The organism is Pseudomonas sp. N40(2020) (assembly GCF_014472415.1).
In the GTDB taxonomy this organism is placed as follows: domain Bacteria; phylum Pseudomonadota; class Gammaproteobacteria; order Pseudomonadales; family Pseudomonadaceae; genus Aquipseudomonas.
In genome coordinates, this window is record NZ_JACSZV010000001.1 from 49168 (window position 1) to 66846 (window position 17679).

Genomic DNA, 17679 nt, shown 5'->3' on the forward strand with positions numbered 1-17679 from the left:
CGTGGGCTTTCGCGATCTGATCGCCGACGTCGACGCGGTGGTGTTCGAAACGCTGGGCGATACGGCGCGGATCGAGGGTCGCGAAGAGCCAGTGTTCGGCATGTTTGCCGCGCCCTGGCTGCAACCCAAGTTCGGCAAGCTCAACACCGGGTTGCGCGAGCCGCGCTTCGAGATTCGCGTCAGCGATTCGCAAGGTCTGGAACAGGGCATGCTGGTCAGCGTTGACCTGCCTGCTCTGGATGGCGGCGGTGACTACGACTTGATCCAGCTCGAACCGAGCGGCGACGGACTGGTCGCCCTGATTCTGAGGTTGCGGCCATGAGTGTCGGCAGCTATTTCAAACCCTCGGCCGGTGGCGGGATGATTTCTATCCAGTCCTCGGCCGCAGATTTTCAGGCGTTCCAAGACTTTGCCAAGGTGGTGCCGAAAGCGGCTGCTGCGGCGCATCGGCGCGCGATCAACAAGACGTTGGGCTGGTTGCGCACGCACATTGCCCGAGCCGTCAGTCGGTCAGAGCGCATTGCTGTTGCAGCGGTGCGTCAGCGGTTGCGCAGCTATCCGGTTTCCGGCGGTGCCGCGAGCGGCAAACTGTGGTTCGGGTTGAACGCCATCGAATCCAGCCGGATCGGCCGGGCGCGGCAAACCGGCAGCGGTGTGTCGGTGGCGGGGCGGCGTTACCAAGGGGCTTTCCTCAAGAAGGTCTACGGCAACAAACCCGACATCTGGATCCGCACAGCCAGCAAGCATTTCAACGGGGACGATTACCCGGACAGCACGGTGTCACCTGGTCGCGGGCCGAGTTCGGGCTGGGTCGCCGAACACGGCAGTCGTTTCCCGCTGGCCAAAGCCAAAGTGTCGCTGGAGCAGGCCCGGCCGCATTTCGACAGTTGGGTCAAAAAGGCCGATGAGCGTCTGCTGGAGATTCTCAAGCAGGAACTCAACTTTGAGCTGCAGAAATACCTTAAGAGGATCGGCAATGTCTGACGAACCGTTCAGCATGGACCAGCTTTATCAGGCGGTAGAGCAGCATCTGCATACCCACTTGCCGGGCGTGCAGGCCGTCACCGCTTGGCCAAACATTAAGGATCGCGTGTTGCTGCCAGCGGTGTTTCTGGAGGTGGCCGAGATCGAGCCGGGTACCGATATCGGCACCGGCGAAACCTCGCTGGTCTGCAAGTTCGAGGCTCGGATCATTGTTGACCCGATCAAGCCGCACCATCATCAACAGGCCGTGCAATTGGCGACCCAGTTGGCGGTGCTGCTGCGTTCGCAGACGTGGGGGTTGGCAGTTGAACCCGCCGAGTTTGTGCAATCGCTGCAGGACTGGACCCAGCAGCACCTGGATGGATACACGGTGTGGCTGGTGGAGTGGACTCAGCAAGTTTATCTCGGCCTTGAGGAATGGCCGTGGCCTGACGAACCGCCGGGGACGTTGGTGTTTGAAGTCGATCCGGGTGACGGGCAATTCAGGCCGGAGGATCTGCCGTGAGTTACGCAAGCGCCCAGCATGACCGCATGATCGCGGGGGCGGTAAAGGCCTGCTACGTGGTCGCGGTGGATCTGTCCGCATCTCCGCCGGTGTGTCGGGTGTCGGATGGCAGTGAATGGACCAGCGCCTGGGTGCGCTGGCACAGCATCGCCGCCGGCAAGGCCAGGCACTGGCGGGCGCCGTCCATGGGCGAGCAGGGCAGTTTGATCAGTCCCAGCGGTGACGTGTCACAAGGCACGTTTGTCCCGGGCCTGTACGGGAATGCTGGGCCGCCGCCGGACAACCGCGACCACGTCGAGGTCTGGCGTTTCGATGATGGCGGCTCGCTGATCTACGACTGGCAGGCGAAGTCTTACACCATCACCTTGCCGAGTGGCACGGTGGCGATCAAGGTCGGCGGCACGGACGTCGTCGTTACGGATAACGCGGTAACGGTGAAGTCGGGAACGATTGATCTTGAAGCGACCGTGAATATCAAAGGACCTGTCAATATCGACGGCCCGTTATCCGTAACGGGCAACATCGACGGCGCTGGCAACATCATGGCCGCCGGCAACAGCGACAACCATCACAAGCACTAACCCATCATTCATCCGGCCCGCCGCGTGCGGGCTTTTTTGTGTCCGGAGAAAACCAATGGCCAAGATCAATGACCAGCCTGTCGACGAGCAATTGCCGTCGCCGAATCGTCAGCCCATTACAGCCCAACAGCGAACGCCTGATCTGCTGTTGAAGTTTCGCGACAAGCTCTACACCTCGCGCACCCTGTGCATCCCCGGAACGGATCGCACGCTGGCGGTGGCCAAGCACGAGGTCGAGGTGTCGGCATCCGATGAGCAGGCTGTCAGTTTCCTGAAGACGCACCCCGAACTTGAACCGCTGGAGTGACATAGATGATCGGAATGGATCGCCACACCGGCCAACCCATTTCGGGCATCGCGCATTTGCGCCAATCCATCGGCGACATCTTGGGCACGCCGCTGGGCAGTCGCCGCCACCGCATGGAGTACGGCAGCAAGCTGCGCAGATTTGTCGATTTGCCTGTTAACGAAGGCTGGAAAAGCGCCGTACAGGCTGAGGTCGCTCGCGCTCTTGGACGCTGGGAGCCGCGTTTGAAGCTCGATCAGGTGCGTGTCATTTCCGTCATTGGTGGGCAAATCAATCTGCAAATCGTCGGGAAGTACCTGGGCGACAGCGTCACGTTGGAGGTGGCCGCATGAATATCGTGGATTTGTCGTCGTTGCCAGCGCCGACCGTGTTGGAGCCTCTGGATTTTGAAGAGGTTTATCAGGACTCGTTAGGCGTGTTTCGCGGGTACATGGGTGGTAACTGGACGGCCGCGCTGGAAAGCGATCCAGTGGTAAAAACTCTGGAAGTTGGGGCTTACAACAAGGTCGGCAACCGCGCCCGGGTCAACGATGCCGGCAAGGCTCTTTTATTGGCGTACGCGAGGGGCGGCGACCTCGATCACCTCGGGGCCAACGTCAATCTGAAACGCCTGGTGATTCAGGCTGCGGATCTGCAAGCGGTGCCCCCGGTGCCTGAGGTCAAGGAAGAAGACGACCCGTTTCGAGAGCGCATCCAGCTGGCCTATGAAGGGCTGACCACGGCCGGGCCACGTAACAGTTACATCCTGCATGCGCGCAGCGCCTCGGGACTGGTCGCTGACGCCTCCGCTGAAAGCCCAGCGCCTTGTTACGTTACGGTAACGGTGCTGAGTTCCGAGGGGGATGGGCGCGGCGAGGCCAGTCCTGAGCTGTTGGCCGTTGTTCGCACTGAGCTGAATGACGACGATGTGCGGCCGGTCGGTGATCGCGTCACGGTACAGAGTGCCGAGATCATTGATTACCGGATTGACGCCATCCTGCACATGAGCGGTGCCGGGCCGGAAAACGATGCCAGTTTGGCCGAAGCGAAAAGTCGATTGGCGGCGTGGATCAATCCACGCAAGCGGCTGGGGGTTGAGGTGGCCCGTTCGGCGATTGATGCTCAATTGCACGTTGCCGGCGTTTCCCGGGTGGAGCTGCCCGGCTGGGTCGACTTGGCCCCGACCAAGGAGCAGGCGGCGTACTGCATGGATTACACCGTGACGATGGCGGGCTGACATGAAGAGCCTACTGCCGATCAATAGCACGCAACTGGAGCGGGCCATGGAGGCCGCGTTCTTCGAAAAAACAATTGTCCCGCTGCGCGACCTTTACAACGCCGATACCTGCCCGGTGCATCTGCTGCCGCATCTGGCGTGGGCGTGGTCGGTCGATCGCTGGGATTATCGGTGGTCTGAAGCGACCAAGCGCGCAGCCATCAAAGCGTCTTTCTACATCCACAAGCACAAGGGCACGATCGGCGCGCTGCGCCGGGTGGTCGAGCCGCTGGGCTATCTCATTGAGATTGTCGAGTGGTTCCAGACCGTGCCCGAGGGAGTGCCGGGCACCTTCGCGCTGAAGGTCGGCGTTCTCGATACCGGCATCACCGAGGAAATGTATCGGGAGCTTGAGCGCCTGATCGACGACGCCAAACCCGTTACCCGGCAACTGACCGGGCTGGCGATCAGCCTGGAAACTCAAGGCGATTTGAATATCGCCGTGTCCCTCTACGAAGGCGACGAAATCGACGTTTACCCGCCCGTCATGCGTGACATTGAGGTCACTGGCAACTTTGGCGTGGTCGGTCGCGAACACACCATAGACACCCTGGACGTTTATTATGATTGATGCGAATTCGCAGTTTTTCGCGATCCTCACGAACGTGGGGATGGCCAAGCAGGCGAACGCCGACGCGCTCGGCATTCCCTGGCTGATCACGCAAATGGGCGTGGGTGATGCCAATCCGAACGGGCTGGCGGATCCGCCCAACCCGGTGCCGTCGGCCAGCCAGACTAAGCTGCTCAATGAGTGGCGCCGGAAGCCGCTCAATCAACTGAAGATCGACCCGGTTAACTCGGCGGTGATCATCGCCGAACAGATCATTCTGGCCGATGAGGGCGGCAAGTGGATTCGCGAAATCGGCCTCTACGATGCGGACGGTGATCTGGTGGCGGTGGCCAACTGCGCGCCGAGCTTCAAGCCGCTGCTGTCGCAAGGTTCGGGCCGCACGCAAATCGTGCGGATGAACTTCATTGTCACCAGCACGGGCAATATTCAGCTCAAGATTGACCCGGCGATTGTGCTGGCCTCCCGGGCCTACGTCGACGCGGCCATTCTGGAAGTGCTGCCGAAGAACAAGACGCCGGGCGAATTCACCCGGGTCAAGGTCAACGATCGCGGGATTGTGGTCTCGGGCGATAACCCGGACACGCTGGCGAAAATGGGGATCAAGGACAGCTACACCAAGGCCGAAATCGAGTCGATGATTGCCCAGGCCTCGGCGTTGCCGGTCGGTGCGACGGTCGCGTTCCCGCTGGACAAGGTCGCTCCCGGCTTTCTGGAGCTGGACGGTAGCGTCAAGAGCATTGCCGTCTATCCAGATCTGGCGGCGTTCCTCGGCACGGCTTTCAACAAGGGTGATGAGGGCGCCGGCAATTTCCGCTTGCCGGAATCGCGCGGCGAGTTCCTGCGCGGCTGGGATCATGGACGTGGTGTGGACGCGGGGCGAGCTGTCGGAAGCTGGCAGGTAGGTACGGCGACTTACGGTGATGGTGATGGTCTCAACCTGCCGATTCCGAATCTGAATAACCCTGCTCATGTAAGGGTGTTGGGGCTTGAGTACGATTCAGCTCCGGCAGTTGTCGAGTCCGTCACGGTAAATACAACGCCCAGTGCTGCAACCCCGCTCAATATGGACGGTGTACAGGCGCCTGGCACCGCCTATGTCGGCGTTGACTTTATGCGATCCCGTCCTCGCAACATCGCGGTCGTGTGGTGTATCAAGGCTTGGAATGCGCCGATCAATCAGGGAAATATCGACATTGCGGCGCTCGAGGCGCTGGCGACTCAGGCCACCGAAATTAAGCTTGGCACGGCCAAGATCGCCACGAAGGCGCAGACCGATGCCGGCACCGATGACGCCACGATTGTTACACCGAAAAAACTCAGGCTAGGTTTTCTGGCGAGTCTCACGCCTAACGGGTATGTGGCTTTTCCTAGCTGGCTTGGCGGCTTCACCATTCAATGGGGGCTGGGCAGCTACGTCGATAAAACGCCGATAAGCTTCACTCTTGCATACGCAAATGATTGTTTTGTCGTGCTGGCCACGGATGGGACGGTTGCCACGGCGGTGGCCTCGGATGTTGTCACGTATGGCGCTGCACCTGACACGCTGTCTAAAACTGGATTTTTGCTGCGATCCTCGCTTGGTGGAATTGGCGGCAACGTCTTCTGGTTATCGGTGGGAAAATAGATATGGGCATGCAAAGGCTTTATTCGCAGTCAACGGGCTGCACTTATTTCAAGGGCTTTCATGGTGAGATTCCGGGCGATGCGGTGGCGATCAGCGAAGCGCGTTTTCTAGAAGTCTTGGCGAACCCGCCTCTGGGAAAACGCCGGGGCCATGATGAAGGGGGGTTGCCGATTCTGGTCGATATGTTGCCGCCGAGTTCTGACGATCTGGCGGCGGCAGAGCGCGCTTGGCGTGATGCCGAGGTTTTGCGGGTTTCCTGGCTGCGTGATCGACATCGGGATCAGGTGGAAGTGGAATCACCCACTACCCTCAGTGCCGAGCAGTTCTCCGAATTGTTGGTGTACTTGCAGGCATTGCGGGACTGGCCGCAAGGTGAGCAATTCCCGCTCGTCGAACACCGGCCGCCGGCGCCGACCTGGCTGTCAGCACAACCCGACTAAACGCCCCGCACTGCCGGGGCGTTTTTCATTTCGTTACGCGTAACACCAACACCCTCACAGCCTCGCTTATGCGGGGCTTTTTCGTTTCTGGAGACTGACCCTTATGAGTGGTTTATTTCACGGCATCACGACCACGGTGGTGGAGACCGGCGCGCGCACCATCTCGCTGCCATCGTCGTCGATTATTGGTTTGTGTGACACCTTCACCCCGGGTGTCCTCGGCGGCGGTACAGCGAAGGCGGGCGAGCTGAAGTTGATCACTACCGAGCGCGAAGCCATTGCCGCCTTCGGCGCCGATTCGGCAATCACCAAGGCCTGTCAGGCGATCTACGTCAAAGCCAAGGCGGTGATCGTCGCCATCGGCGTGGCCAAGCTGGAAGACCCTGCGCTGCAAACCTCGGCGATCATCGGTGGCGTGCTGGCCTCGGGTCAGCGTACCGGCCTGCAGGCGCTGCTTGATGGCAAAAGCCTGTTCAACGCCCAACCGCGATTGCTGATCGCCCCGGGCCACACCGCGACTCAGGCGGTGGCCACGGCCATCGACAGCGTGGCGCAGAAGCTGCGCGCCATCGGCATCATCGACGGCCCTGGCACCACCGATGAGGCCGCCATGGCCTACGCCGATAACTTCGGCAGTCGCAACCTGTTCATGGTCGACCCGGGTGTGAAGTACTGGGACACCGTCACCAGCTCGACGGTCGACGCACCCAGCTCGGCTTGGGCAGCAGGCCTGTTTGCGTGGACGGATGCTGAATACGGTTTCTGGGCCTCGCCATCGAACAAGGAATTGACCGGTATCACCGGTACCGGCCGCGCGGTCGAGTACCTGGACGGCGACGAGACGTGCCGAGCCAACCTGCTCAACAACGCCAATATCACCACGATTATTCGCGACGACGGCTATCGCCTGTGGGGTAACCGCACGCTGTCGAGCGATCCGAAGTGGGCCTTTGTTACTCGCGTTCGCACGCTGTTCATCCTCATGGACGCGGTGCAGGCCGGGCACAAATGGGCGGTCGACCGCTCGATCACCAAGACCTATGTGGCCGATGTCACCAACGGTCTGGATGCATTCCTGCGCGACCTCAAAGCCCAGGGCGCGATCATCAACTTTGAAGTGTTCGCCGACACCGAGCTGAACACGGCCAGCCAGATCGCCCAGGGCAAGGTGTATTGGCGCATCCGTTTCACCGATGTTCCGCCGGCAGAAAACCCGAATTTCCTTTTCGAAGTCACCGATCAATGGATGACCGAAGTGCTTGAAGCAGCCTAAGGGGGCGTAGCAAATGATTCCTCAAACCTTGTTCAACACCAACCTGTTCGTCGACGGCGTGAACTTCTCCGGCGACGTACCCAGCCTGACGCTGCCCAAACTGACCACCAAGACCGACGAATATCGTGGGGGCGGCATGGCCGGCCCCATCGAGATGGATCAGGGGCTTGAGAAAATGGAAGCCTCGTTTGTCACCAAGGGCGTGCGCCGCGAATCGTTGAAGTACTTCGGCCTGGCTGACGGCACGGCCTTTAACGCCACGTTCCGAGGTGCTTTCAAGGGTCAAAAAGGCGCGGTGACAGCAGTCGTTGCCACCCTGCGCGGTCGCCTCAAAGAGGTCGATCTGGGTGACTGGAAAGCCGGCGACCCGGCCGAGATCAAACACGCGATTGCGGTCACCTACTACAAGCTCGAAATCGACGGGCGCCTGATGTACGAAATCGACATGGTCGCCGGCATTCAGGTGATCGACGGCAAAGACCAACTGCTCGAAGTGCGCAATGCGCTCGGCCTGTAAGGAATAGATCCAGATGACTCAAGCAATCGCTAAAAACCTGCCGGCCTGGCTTTCGCTCAGTGCACTCGGTGCCGTCGTAACCCTGACCCGTCCAAGCCAAGCGAACAGCGTCAACGTCGAGACGTTGAACCTGCGTAATCCGACCGTGCGTGAAGTGCGTGCGGCTGACCGTGCCGCAAACGGTGACGACGAACAACGCGAATTGATGCTGTTCGCCGGTCTGGCCGAAGTCGGACTGAAGGATCTGGAAGGCCTCAAGCTGGCCGACTATCGCCGCGTGCAGGCAGCGTATTCGCACCTGGTGCCGAAAACCGATTATTCGAAGTCGATGCCGGCATGGTTATCGCTGACCACCGATCAGGTGCTGGTGACGCTGTCGTGCCCGAGCGAAATCAACGGCGTGACGGTCGACAAGCTGGCCTTGCGTTCGCCCACCGTGGGCGACGTGCGTGCCGCCAACCGTGAGGTCAGTGGTGACGATGAGCAGCGCGAGCTGGTGTTGTTTGCGGCGTTGTCCGGTGCCCCTGTGGCGGATCTGGAGGGGCTGAAGCTGGTGGATTTTAACCGCTTGCAGGCCGGCTATTTTCGCATGGACAACGACGACGGGCTTTAACCCCAGCGTTATCAAGTCGGCGGCGAAACGTCTGGCGGCGGAAACGGGATTTTCCGCCGCCGAGATCCAGTCGATGCCGTTTGCGGAAATGGTGTGGTGGCTCACGGATTGAGCCGCTTTGGGTAGTGCTGGGCACATGGGGGCCATCACATGGCAAACAAAATCGCCCTCGGGCTGGTGATCGGCGGCGCCGTCAGTTCGACGGTCGGCGCCGCGTTCAAGGATGTGACCGGGCGCATCAAGCGCCTCGAGGCAGAAGGCAACAAGGCGCGCGTGCTGCAGCGCACGATTGGCGACACCATCCGCCTGCGCGAAGAATGGAAGAAGGCTCACGACACCGGCGCGGCCGGTGCGTCCAAATTACTCAACCGTTTGAACTCAAACCTCGACAGCCTGAAAAAGCAGGGGATCGAGGTCGGTCGGCTGGAAAAAGCCTATCGCTCGATGGGGCAGACGGCCAACAAAGCCGAGCTGAAAGCCAAGGGGCATCAGCAGATTGATTCGGGCGTGAAGGGCATGAAGGGCGCCGTCGGTGCGGCGGTGGTCGGTGTAGGCGCCTTGGCAGTGCCGACCAAGGTCAGCGCTGATTATGGCGCGATCGTGCGGGACATCGCGATCAAGGCCGGCATTGCCAACAAGCCGCAAGAGCAGGAGATGTCGCGCAAGATCATCGACACTTCACGCGACACCGGCATGGCGCGCAACGATGTAGCCGACGTGGTCAATCAGTTGGTCGGCGCCGGTATGGACCTGAGCAAGGCGCTGGAGTACGCGCCTGTCGCGGCCAAGTTTGTCGTGGGGCAGGGATCCAGTGGTGTCGACACGGCGAAGATGATCAACGCCCTGGGACAGAACGCCAAGATCACCGACCCCAAGCAGATGCAGCAGGCGCTGGAGGCGATCGCCTACCAAGGTCAGGCGGGCAGCTTCGAAGCGTCCGACATGGCCAAGTGGTTCCCTGAGCTGCTGGCGAACATGGCCAGCAACGGCATCACCGGCATGGACGCGGTGACGCAATTGGGCGCCATGCTTCAGGTGCAGATGAAACAGGCCGGCAGCTCGGACGAAGCGGCCAACAACCTGAAAAACTGGATGGGCAAAATCGGCTCGACCGACACGGTCAAGGCCTACGAAAAAGCCGGCATTGACTATGACGGCTCAATGAAGACGGGTTTGCAGAACGGTCTGTCCACGCTGGAGACCAGCATGGAGCTGGCTCAGAAGTACATTAAAGCCACCGATCCGAAGCGGGCGGCGGCCATGGCCGAAGCCACGGCAAAAATCAGCAAGGAAGCCGATCCCGAAAAGGCCAAGGCCATGATGGCCTCGTTTGAAGAATCCTTGAAAACCGGTGACCTGTTCGCCGACATGCAGGTCAAGGCCGCGCTATCGGCCTATATGCAGAACAAGGCGCTGTACAGCCAGCTTAAAAACGATTCGCGCGATGCAACCGGGATCCTCGACAAAAACCTCGCCGAGCGGCGTGAGTCGTCGTCGCAGAAGTGGGCCGAAATGGCTCAGTCGATGGATGACGCCATGCGCAGCATCGGGGACGCGCTTCGGCCCGTCACGGATACGGTCGCCGAGTCGTTGACCAAGGTCACTAAAGGTATTACGTCGCTGACGGATAGCGCGCCCGGGGTAGTTGCCGGTGTCGCCACGGTCGGGGCGGGGCTGATCGCCTTAAAAGGTATCTTCAGTACGATCAAAATCAGTAAGGGGCTGCTAAACCTTGCACGCGGTTCGCGCGGTGGCAGGAGAGAAAGAGACGCCGGCAATCAAAAGCCCGGAGAACTTGATCTGGTAGCGACTGGCCTGGATGTTGTTTCGCGGGTGAAGGAAGCGGCAACGGGCGGCGGCCTTGGCACTGAAACTGGCGCAGGTAACGACGGCGTCAAAAAGGTTTTCGTCGTCAACGCCGGTGCTATGGGTGGTGGTGTGGATGCGTCGGGTGAATCGCGTCGACGTGGACGCGGATCAAAGCGAAGCGCTCGGCGTCGGCCGTTGCCGAGTCCGAGAGGTCCACGTCAGTCTGTGCCACGTCCGTCTGTTTCGGTTTCACGCTCACCTGTTCCGGCTCCGCGTCCCTCTGTGCCGGTTTCACGTCCTGCTGTTCCGGTTCCGCGCACGCCTATTCCGCCGGTGCCACCTGTCCCAGCCGGGACGATGGCCAAGCTGGGCGGGGTCGCGCAAGCCGTTGGCAAGGTCGGCAAGGTAGCCAAGGTCATTCCTGGTGGCACGCTGCTGGAGTCTGGAGCGATGGCCTACGAGACATTTGAAAACGCCAAGACCAAGGACGAAAAAGCCGAGGGCTACGGCGCGGCCGCTGGCAATCTGGCCGGCACCATGGCCGGTGCAGCAGCAGGCGCGGCCATTGGTTCGGTTGTGCCGATTATCGGCACGGCCATCGGCGGCTTGATCGGCGCCTATCTGGGCAGTCAGGGCGGTGCGGCGTTGGGCGGATCTTTGGGTAAATCGCTGTTCGGTGGCGAGGATGAAAAGTCCGAGGAAAAGCCAAAGGCGCCCGTGCCGAGCACGCCGCTCATGATGGCGTCAGCGGCGCAGCAAGGCCCGGTGCTGGGGGATGTCGCGCGCTCGATGGCGGTGACGGCGCCGCTCAAGTCGGCGGCGCTGGCCATTCAACCCAAGGAGCCAGAAAAACCGGTACCGGCCAAGGTGGATCAGCAGTTCCAGTATTCGCTGAGCATGCCGGTCACGGTGCAGGGTGATGTAAAAGACCCGCAAGCCTTGGCGCAAGATCTGATGCCGCACATGCAGCGAATGATGGCGGACGCGGCGAAGAGTAACGCTGCCAAGCTGTACGACGAACCCCATCTGTAAGGAGGTTTCATGGCTTACATGGAGCAGATGCAATCAACTCTGAAGTATCTGGTGGAGGCGGCGGAAACCGGGCGACGTAGCGCGGATGGCATGCTGAGCCCGGTCAACGGTGCTATCCGCGAGCTGACCGGTGCCGCGTCCGAGCTGGAGAACATCCCGTTTGTCGGGCCGGCCATCGGCGCCAAACTTCAGCGGGTAATGCGCGGCGTCGATGCGGCTCAAGCCAAGGTCGGTCAGGTGGTGGCGGTGTACGGTCGCGCCACTCGGGCGGCCGCCGAGGTGCAGGAGCGGCTAGGGACGTTGAAGGAACAGGCGGGCAAGGCGGCCACGGCGATCAACAACGTCGCCGGCAAAGTCAGCCCGGCGTTGGCCAACATCGTGCCCACCAGTTCCTTTGCCGTGGATGCCACGCCGGCGCCGGAGGCGGTGAAGCCGTTCCCGCACCTGATGATCATTCAGCCGCGCGATCCGAAGATTGAGCCGTATTACTTCAACCTGGACACGGCCGCTTTCGACGAGCTGAGCCGTTCGACCGAATTCCGCTGGGCTTCGCAGGAGCGCTTGACGCGCCGGCCGGCGAAGCAAGCCATCGGTATGGGCGATGAAAAGTTGACGCTCAAAGGCACGATCTACCCGGGCTTCAAAGGCGGTTTAAAGCAGCTCGACACACTGCGTTCCATCGGGGCCAGGCTTCAACCTCTGACCTTGACCACGGGGTATGGCGAGGTGATCGGAACGTGGTGCCTGAAGACGATCAACGATGAACAGGGCGCGTTTTTGCACGGCGGGATTCCCCGCAAAATGGGGTTCACTCTGGAGTTTGAGCGCTATGGCGAAGACATGCAGGACGTCTGACGGCGACATGCTCGATGTCATTTGCAACAACGTTTACGGCCATCTGAATGGCAGCGTCGAGGCTGTGCTTGATGCGAATCAGGGGCTGGCTGATGAGCCTCAGCCGTTCCGGTCGGGCGTGATCATCGTCCTGCCGGATCTGCCCAGCCCGACCAGTGAGGGCGTCAGCCTGTGGGATTGACCCGGGGCGATGCCTTCGCCGGCGCCGTGTCGCGTTACGCGTAACGACGCCTTGTTTTTTTGGCCCGCCTTGTGCGGGTTTTTTATTGGGAAAAATCCATGACCCCGATGTTTCGTATTGTCGCCGATGGCGCCGATGTCACGGCCAAGATCAATGATCGGCTGTTGTTGCTGCGCACTTCTGACAAGCCGGGCATGGAGTCCGACGAGTTTGAGTTGCGTATCGACGACCGTGACGGGCAAGTGCAATTGCCACGGCGTGGCAGCTCAATTGAGATCTACCTGGGATATGCCGAAACGAGCTTGGCGCGCATGGGCAGCTACACCGTGGACACCGTCGAGGTTTCAGGCCCGCCCGACACCATCGTGATCAAGGGCAAGGCCAGCGACATGCGTGGCAGTGGCAAGACCATCCGTAGCGGAAGCTGGGAAGACGTGCCGCTGTCGAAGATCGTGGCTGACGTCGCTGCGCGCAATGGTTGGACGCCGGTGTGTCCGGTGTCGACCAAGGTCGCCCGGGTCGACCAGCTCAACGAGTCCGACTTTAATTTCATTACCCGCCTGGCCAAGCAATACGACTGCACGGCCAAGGTGGCCGACGGCAAGTTGTTGGTGATGCCGCGCCAGGGTGGCCAGACAGCCAGCGGCAAGACATTCGGCGCTATTACCCTGACTCGACGCGACCTCAGCCGTTGGCAATTCAGTCTAGGCGATCGCAACTCACACAAGGCGGTTTCGACCAAGCACCAGAACAAAAAGGACGGCAAGCTGGAGGTGGTCACCATCGACAACGATGACTCCCCGGACGGTCTGCCGGCGGTGCATACCGATCGCCATATCTACCCAAACAAGACCGCCGCCGAAGCGGCCGCCAAGGCGCGACTGTCAGCGTTCAACCGCTCGACCGCCGACGTGCGGTTTGAGATGGAAGGACGGACTGACATCTTCGCTGAGCGGCCGATTCTCGCCCAGGGCTTCAAGGCCGGGCTTGATGGCGAGTATCTGGCGGACTCGGTCGAGCAGGTGTTCACTCAGTCCGGCTGGTCGACCACGGTCGAATGCAACGCCGGCAAAGCCGGTAAATCCAAGGGCAAGAAAAAGAAAGAGGCTAAGCCACCGCTCAAGGTGGTGAACATCGAGAAGCAGTAACCGCATCCTATCGCCGCCTGAGTGCGGTTTTTTTATGTCTGGAGTTTGTATGTCCATCACTGAACAACAGCTGCAAAGCATCATGCCCAACGCCCGCCGCCAAGCGGGCGTTTTTGTATCCGCCCTCAACGCAGCCATGGCCCATCGACAGATCAACACGCCGAAACGGCAAGCCGCGTTTCTGGCGCAAGTCGGTCACGAGTCGGGTCAGCTGCAGTACGTCCGGGAGCTGGGCGGCGAGCAGTACCTGAGCAAATACGACACCGGCAACCTGGCTGCAAAACTGGGCAACACGCCGGCAGCGGATGGTGATGGCCAGCGCTATCGCGGTCGCGGCCTGATCCAGGTCACTGGCCACGACAACTACCTGCGCTGTAGCTTGGCGCTGTTCGGTGACGAGCGATTGCTGCGCACGCCTGAACTGCTGGAGCTGCCGCAGTGGGCCGCCGAGTCGGCCGCATGGTTCTGGTCAGTGAATGGGCTGAACGCGCTGGCAGATCAAAACGAATTCAACGCGATCACCCGCAGGATCAACGGCGGCCTCAATGGCCTGCAGGATCGGCTGGAGTTGTGGGGGCGGGCGAGGGCGGTGTTATGCGTCTAGGCGAACTGATCCCGGCGCCGTATCGGCTGCTGGCAAAAGGAGTGCTGCTGGTCGCCTTGGTCGGTGGGTCCGCGGCCATTACTTGGCAAGTCCAGGATTGGCGCTACGGTAAACAGCTCGCAGAGCAGGCCCGACTCCACACCGAAACCTTTAACCAGTTGGCGCTGGCCACGGTTGCGCAGCTGCGTACCGAACAGGACAAACGCCTCGCGCTCGAGCAGCGCCTGGCAACCAGTGAACAAACCCATTATCGAGCCTTGAGTGATGCCCAACGTGATCAAGGTCGCCTGCGCGACCGTCTTGCCACTGCTGATCTGCGCCTGTCAGTCCTACTCGACGCCACCATCGGCGCCGGCAACGGATCATTGTCAGCCGCCACCGCCACCGGCGGCGTGGTTCATGGCCCCACGAGAGCCGAACTTGACCCAGCGCATGCTCAACGAATTATCGGCGTCACCGACGCCGGTGATCGAGGATTGATCGCGCTGCAAGCCTGTCAGGCCTACGCAAAAGAAGTGTCAGCACCGAATTAGATAGGAGCGGCCGGAGTGGATGCGCAAACACAACTCCGGCAGTCGACACCTTGCTCAGCAACTACGCTTTGAAGCCAGGCATACCTTGCGCAGCACGCCACTGTTTTACAGTTTCGGTGATGCCTTCCGCTGAATCATCAGCTCCGTCTTCCGGGTAAAATATCAGATCAGAGCCCCCCGGGTGCTCGCTCACTTCCTCAAAGTGGAACACTAATTCATCCACTTCCGGTTCTGTTCCGTCGTGGCTGATGATGCGCTGCAGGAGGGCTACGAACTCACCTTCGGTATATTCATTGAATGTGTTTTTCATGATTTTTGCCGGTCTTCCTTGTGAATTTCAGCGTGGCGTTTAGGCGTTGCTACACAGAGATTATCAACGTCGTAGACAGCCCCACCATGTTGAATGTGTTCTATGTGATGGATCTCGTAGCGACCGTTCTTTCCGTTTCGTTCTGCTTTCGGCGCGAATGGAGAATTGCCTTTTGCTAACCACTCTTGGTTGGTGGGCTTGAACTGGCTGAGCAATTCGGGATCATTGCTCACGGCAGTCCATAGCGCTGCCCGGAAATCGTCAAAGCTCTTAAATTTTTGCCCCCGTAACTGATCAGCAATTCTTGACGGAATCGGTGCGCCAAGGCCCGCGCCAGCTCCAGCAAGCCAGATACCGGACACATCTTGCCCTTGTCCAGTCACTGCGCCAGGGGAGTAGCGAGCATTGATGACAATGTACAGCGGTTGTACACCTGATCCCGCTGGGAATATTAAGATGAAGTCTTTGTAAGTGTCCGGGTAGATTGGGCTGACGATGATGGTATCAGCCTGTTCGGTGGGTGGATAAATCCATATCTGAGGCGCTTGGGGAGCGGCCTCCAAAGGGGGAATCCCCGAGGTGCTGGATGGATCAACTGCTGGAGTCCAGATCAGTGTTACGCCGTCCCCAAAGTCCGCCACTTGCTGAGAGCCTTGCTCAACGAACTGTACCACTGGAATCATCTCCCAGTCGGTGCGCTTTTGTGTGTTGTAGCCATACCCCTTCAGGGTGCCATCAGCCTGCTGTTCGACATGTATTCGAACTCGAGTACGGCCTTCTTTGAGTGATTGGAGCTGTCCTTCGGTGTATAGGGCGCTATCACCCAAGCTCGAAGGCCAAAGTAGCGCAACTACACCTACCAAAGCACCAGCCGCTACACCGGCAGTGGCCACGCTGGTACCGCCAGCAGCACCTGCACCGGTTGCGGTGCTCCCCGTCGCAACAGCAGCACTGCATAATCCACCACAAGACACACCCGCAACCGAAGCGGCAGCCCCGCCCAGCAGAAGTGTTCCCAAGGTTGCGGGTAGCGCTCCGCTGACTTTCTTGAGGGGGATGTTCCCTTGTGCATCAGTTTCACGGCCGCCGAGAATCGCGAACTCGCCGAAATTGGCAATTTTCTCGACAGGAATAAAGCCGGATGGCTTTTTGTGATCGATCACACCGTCAGGGAGATCACAGCTTTTCGCGAACGCACAGCCTACGGGGGTGGGCTTGGCGTCTTCCTTTAATGGGAGGTCTTTGTACTCAGCCCAACGCTGGGCATGGATATCAACAGGCTCTACGCCTTGGTTGCGATAGCCCTTCTGCGGGTTTGGAACATAACCACTCATGCAACATCCTTGTTCGTCCTTGAGGTTTTTCGTCCCGAAGCAAATCGGAGCGTGATGTTACCGCTATGGTTGGCGAGTTTGAATGCAGGCACTTTGGTATTGCGCCAGCAATGTGCCGACTGAGGCTAGGTGCAAACCTGACTTGACCCTTACGTATGCTCAACGAACGCCATCACCGCCATTAGCGACCGTGGCCTGATCGCGATGCAGGCGTGCCAAGCGTATATTGGGTCTCTAATGAAACACTAAACCCCTATCATTTTTTTAAACGACTCGGTCAGAAGCAACGGTACTACCGGAGTGGCCACCGTAACTGCGTCAGCGATACCACCTAAAACATTCAATATTTTTGAGCCGACAGTAGTTTCGCTGATAGCTGATCTATAGTCGCTGTCAAAGGCACTATGGCCAAGCAATGCATCGATAGATGATATAATCGGGATTTCGCCACCCAGCCGGTATTCTTCCAGCGCGGTGACGATTTTTCTAAGGGATCTAGCAAGATACTCCCTTACTTTGATTTCCAGATCTCCAGATAAGACTTCTTCTACCAGCTCATTCAGGGATTTGATGAATTCTTGAATCTGTAGACTGGTTAACTTACTCGGGCTCTTGAATTCTAGGAGCTCTGCCGCAGATGTTAAGTGGTCAATTGCCGTGGAACTGACGTGTGCAATAAATGACTCAAATGGCCCGTTCATTTCCTGATTGAGAAAGCCAGTGTCAAGTGCTGTCTTCCATGTTTGCGATGCCCTCGCCTGTCTAGGAAACAGTTCATTAACCAGTTGAAATGTCTCTTCGGACAAATTCATTACCTTTGAAAGACGCTCATGCATCAGGGCCGTACTTTTCCCTGCGTCCAGAATTTTGGTCCAAGCTTGGCGGGTAGTGATCGTCCTACTGATGCCTTGAGCCTCGATCAAAACATCCAAGAGACGCGAGGCCGGGTTTCCATTTTCCATAAAATTTCCGAAGTGGATTGAGTATCTCTAGCTCTAAAACTAGCTCACTCCGCCCCTGTTTCGCTAGGGGAAAATCCAGTCAAAAGACAGGAGAATTTTATGCCGCCTACTGGTCAACCGGTGGGGGCGACTGCCTGTTCCGGCGACGATCCTTCTTGACCCCAGACCGTCCCAAGATTTCGTCCACCAATTTATAAAATTCCTCTGAAGTCGAAGGCTTATGGGATGATAGGCCGGATCT

The 17679-nt window shown here is 59.4% G+C and carries 22 protein-coding genes; 19 read left to right on the forward strand and 3 right to left on the reverse strand.

The features are described from left to right. Position 1 precedes the first annotated feature (1 nt). From IAI51_RS00310 to IAI51_RS00400, 19 genes are all read left to right on the forward strand, one after another. Complete coding sequence (locus tag IAI51_RS00310; RefSeq protein WP_102902293.1) at positions 2-322, forward strand: hypothetical protein; 321 nt, start codon at positions 2-4, stop codon at positions 320-322. Then, positions 319-984: a hypothetical protein gene (locus IAI51_RS00315; protein WP_187676668.1), complete on the forward strand. Its 666-nt coding sequence runs from the start codon at positions 319-321 to the stop codon at positions 982-984. The genes IAI51_RS00310 and IAI51_RS00315 overlap by 4 nt, the downstream gene beginning before the upstream one ends. Next, on the forward strand, positions 977-1489 hold the full coding sequence (locus IAI51_RS00320; protein WP_187676669.1) for a hypothetical protein: 513 nt from the start codon (positions 977-979) through the stop codon (positions 1487-1489). Before IAI51_RS00315 ends, IAI51_RS00320 begins: the two co-directional genes overlap by 8 nt. Beyond that, positions 1486-2070, forward strand: coding sequence for a phage baseplate assembly protein V (locus IAI51_RS00325; RefSeq protein ID WP_187676670.1), 585 nt, complete (start codon positions 1486-1488; stop codon positions 2068-2070). Before IAI51_RS00320 ends, IAI51_RS00325 begins: the two co-directional genes overlap by 4 nt. A 55-nt stretch (positions 2071-2125) precedes the next feature. Then, positions 2126-2377 carry a hypothetical protein gene (locus IAI51_RS00330; protein WP_187676671.1) on the forward strand — a complete coding sequence of 84 codons (252 nt, stop codon included), beginning with the start codon at positions 2126-2128 and terminating at the stop codon, positions 2375-2377. A 5-nt stretch (positions 2378-2382) separates the two neighbouring features. Then, positions 2383-2709 carry a GPW/gp25 family protein gene (locus tag IAI51_RS00335; RefSeq protein WP_187676672.1) on the forward strand — a complete coding sequence of 109 codons (327 nt, stop codon included), beginning with the start codon at positions 2383-2385 and terminating at the stop codon, positions 2707-2709. Continuing rightward, positions 2706-3593, forward strand: a complete 888-nt coding sequence (locus IAI51_RS00340) for a baseplate J/gp47 family protein (protein WP_187676673.1) — start codon at positions 2706-2708, stop codon at positions 3591-3593. Before IAI51_RS00335 ends, IAI51_RS00340 begins: the two co-directional genes overlap by 4 nt. 1 nt (position 3594) lies before the next feature. After that, on the forward strand, positions 3595-4203 hold the full coding sequence (locus tag IAI51_RS00345; protein WP_187676674.1) for a phage tail protein I: 609 nt from the start codon (positions 3595-3597) through the stop codon (positions 4201-4203). Next, positions 4196-5827, forward strand: a complete 1632-nt coding sequence (locus tag IAI51_RS00350) for a phage tail protein (RefSeq protein WP_187676675.1) — start codon at positions 4196-4198, stop codon at positions 5825-5827. The genes IAI51_RS00345 and IAI51_RS00350 overlap by 8 nt, the downstream gene beginning before the upstream one ends. 8 nt (positions 5828-5835) lie before the next feature. Beyond that, positions 5836-6267: a phage tail assembly chaperone gene (locus IAI51_RS00355; RefSeq protein ID WP_187676676.1), complete on the forward strand. Its 432-nt coding sequence runs from the start codon at positions 5836-5838 to the stop codon at positions 6265-6267. Positions 6268-6370: 103 nt separating this feature from the next. Next, on the forward strand, positions 6371-7540 hold the full coding sequence (locus IAI51_RS00360) for a phage tail sheath family protein (protein WP_187676677.1): 1170 nt from the start codon (positions 6371-6373) through the stop codon (positions 7538-7540). A gap of 13 nt (positions 7541-7553) precedes the next feature. After that, complete coding sequence (locus IAI51_RS00365; protein ID WP_187676678.1) at positions 7554-8057, forward strand: phage major tail tube protein; 504 nt, start codon at positions 7554-7556, stop codon at positions 8055-8057. Between the two features lie 13 nt (positions 8058-8070). After that, positions 8071-8670, forward strand: coding sequence for a phage tail assembly protein (locus IAI51_RS28095; protein WP_187676679.1), 600 nt, complete (start codon positions 8071-8073; stop codon positions 8668-8670). Positions 8671-8820: 150 nt separating this feature from the next. After that, positions 8821-11511, forward strand: a complete 2691-nt coding sequence (locus IAI51_RS00375; RefSeq protein ID WP_187676680.1) for a phage tail tape measure protein — start codon at positions 8821-8823, stop codon at positions 11509-11511. A 9-nt stretch (positions 11512-11520) separates the two neighbouring features. Continuing rightward, positions 11521-12366, forward strand: a complete 846-nt coding sequence (locus IAI51_RS00380) for a phage tail protein (RefSeq protein WP_187676681.1) — start codon at positions 11521-11523, stop codon at positions 12364-12366. Continuing rightward, positions 12341-12547 carry a tail protein X gene (locus tag IAI51_RS00385; RefSeq protein ID WP_187676682.1) on the forward strand — a complete coding sequence of 69 codons (207 nt, stop codon included), beginning with the start codon at positions 12341-12343 and terminating at the stop codon, positions 12545-12547. The genes IAI51_RS00380 and IAI51_RS00385 overlap by 26 nt, the downstream gene beginning before the upstream one ends. Before the next feature lie 98 nt (positions 12548-12645). Further along, positions 12646-13695, forward strand: coding sequence for a phage late control D family protein (locus IAI51_RS00390; RefSeq protein ID WP_187676683.1), 1050 nt, complete (start codon positions 12646-12648; stop codon positions 13693-13695). Between the two features lie 49 nt (positions 13696-13744). Then, complete coding sequence (locus tag IAI51_RS00395) at positions 13745-14299, forward strand: glycoside hydrolase family 19 protein (protein WP_187676684.1); 555 nt, start codon at positions 13745-13747, stop codon at positions 14297-14299. Then, the gene (locus tag IAI51_RS00400; RefSeq protein WP_187676685.1) at positions 14290-14832 is read left to right on the forward strand and encodes a lysis protein; all 543 of its coding nucleotides are present in this window, start codon (positions 14290-14292) and stop codon (positions 14830-14832) included. The genes IAI51_RS00395 and IAI51_RS00400 overlap by 10 nt, the downstream gene beginning before the upstream one ends. 61 nt (positions 14833-14893) lie before the next feature. Here the strand turns inward: IAI51_RS00400 and IAI51_RS00405 are convergent, their stop codons facing one another. The 3 genes from IAI51_RS00405 to IAI51_RS00415 all read right to left on the reverse strand — a co-directional run bounded on the left by IAI51_RS00405 (position 14894) and on the right by IAI51_RS00415 (position 17438). Beyond that, on the reverse strand, positions 14894-15142 hold the full coding sequence (locus tag IAI51_RS00405; protein ID WP_187676686.1) for a bacteriocin immunity protein: 249 nt from the start codon (positions 15140-15142) through the stop codon (positions 14894-14896). Further along, on the reverse strand, positions 15139-16476 hold the full coding sequence (locus tag IAI51_RS00410) for an S-type pyocin domain-containing protein (RefSeq protein WP_187676687.1): 1338 nt from the start codon (positions 16474-16476) through the stop codon (positions 15139-15141). Before IAI51_RS00410 ends, IAI51_RS00405 begins: the two co-directional genes overlap by 4 nt. 245 nt (positions 16477-16721) lie before the next feature. Next, positions 16722-17438 carry a hypothetical protein gene (locus IAI51_RS00415; RefSeq protein WP_187676688.1) on the reverse strand — a complete coding sequence of 239 codons (717 nt, stop codon included), beginning with the start codon at positions 17436-17438 and terminating at the stop codon, positions 16722-16724. Positions 17439-17679 lie beyond the last annotated feature (241 nt).

What these genes read in the sequence shown, in the direction of transcription:
- IAI51_RS00340 (WP_187676673.1), top strand. Translation starts at nt 2,706, where the DNA reads ATGAATATCGTGGATTTGTCGTCGTTGCCAGCGCCGACCGTGTTGGAG.
- IAI51_RS00330 (WP_187676671.1), top strand. Translation starts at nt 2,126, where the DNA reads ATGGCCAAGATCAATGACCAGCCTGTCGACGAGCAATTGCCGTCGCCG.
- IAI51_RS00360 (WP_187676677.1), top strand. Translation starts at nt 6,371, where the DNA reads ATGAGTGGTTTATTTCACGGCATCACGACCACGGTGGTGGAGACCGGC.
- IAI51_RS00375 (WP_187676680.1), top strand. Translation starts at nt 8,821, where the DNA reads ATGGCAAACAAAATCGCCCTCGGGCTGGTGATCGGCGGCGCCGTCAGT.
- IAI51_RS00350 (WP_187676675.1), top strand. Translation starts at nt 4,196, where the DNA reads ATGATTGATGCGAATTCGCAGTTTTTCGCGATCCTCACGAACGTGGGG.
- IAI51_RS00400 (WP_187676685.1), top strand. Translation starts at nt 14,290, where the DNA reads ATGCGTCTAGGCGAACTGATCCCGGCGCCGTATCGGCTGCTGGCAAAA.
- IAI51_RS00410 (WP_187676687.1), bottom strand. Translation starts at nt 16,476, where the DNA reads ATGAGTGGTTATGTTCCAAACCCGCAGAAGGGCTATCGCAACCAAGGC.
- IAI51_RS00345 (WP_187676674.1), top strand. Translation starts at nt 3,595, where the DNA reads ATGAAGAGCCTACTGCCGATCAATAGCACGCAACTGGAGCGGGCCATG.
- IAI51_RS00385 (WP_187676682.1), top strand. Translation starts at nt 12,341, where the DNA reads ATGGCGAAGACATGCAGGACGTCTGACGGCGACATGCTCGATGTCATT.
- IAI51_RS00335 (WP_187676672.1), top strand. Translation starts at nt 2,383, where the DNA reads ATGATCGGAATGGATCGCCACACCGGCCAACCCATTTCGGGCATCGCG.
- IAI51_RS00405 (WP_187676686.1), bottom strand. Translation starts at nt 15,142, where the DNA reads ATGAAAAACACATTCAATGAATATACCGAAGGTGAGTTCGTAGCCCTC.
- IAI51_RS00415 (WP_187676688.1), bottom strand. Translation starts at nt 17,438, where the DNA reads ATGGAAAATGGAAACCCGGCCTCGCGTCTCTTGGATGTTTTGATCGAG.
- IAI51_RS00380 (WP_187676681.1), top strand. Translation starts at nt 11,521, where the DNA reads ATGGCTTACATGGAGCAGATGCAATCAACTCTGAAGTATCTGGTGGAG.
- IAI51_RS00365 (WP_187676678.1), top strand. Translation starts at nt 7,554, where the DNA reads ATGATTCCTCAAACCTTGTTCAACACCAACCTGTTCGTCGACGGCGTG.
- IAI51_RS00355 (WP_187676676.1), top strand. Translation starts at nt 5,836, where the DNA reads ATGCAAAGGCTTTATTCGCAGTCAACGGGCTGCACTTATTTCAAGGGC.
- IAI51_RS00315 (WP_187676668.1), top strand. Translation starts at nt 319, where the DNA reads ATGAGTGTCGGCAGCTATTTCAAACCCTCGGCCGGTGGCGGGATGATT.
- IAI51_RS00320 (WP_187676669.1), top strand. Translation starts at nt 977, where the DNA reads ATGTCTGACGAACCGTTCAGCATGGACCAGCTTTATCAGGCGGTAGAG.
- IAI51_RS28095 (WP_187676679.1), top strand. Translation starts at nt 8,071, where the DNA reads ATGACTCAAGCAATCGCTAAAAACCTGCCGGCCTGGCTTTCGCTCAGT.
- IAI51_RS00395 (WP_187676684.1), top strand. Translation starts at nt 13,745, where the DNA reads ATGTCCATCACTGAACAACAGCTGCAAAGCATCATGCCCAACGCCCGC.
- IAI51_RS00390 (WP_187676683.1), top strand. Translation starts at nt 12,646, where the DNA reads ATGACCCCGATGTTTCGTATTGTCGCCGATGGCGCCGATGTCACGGCC.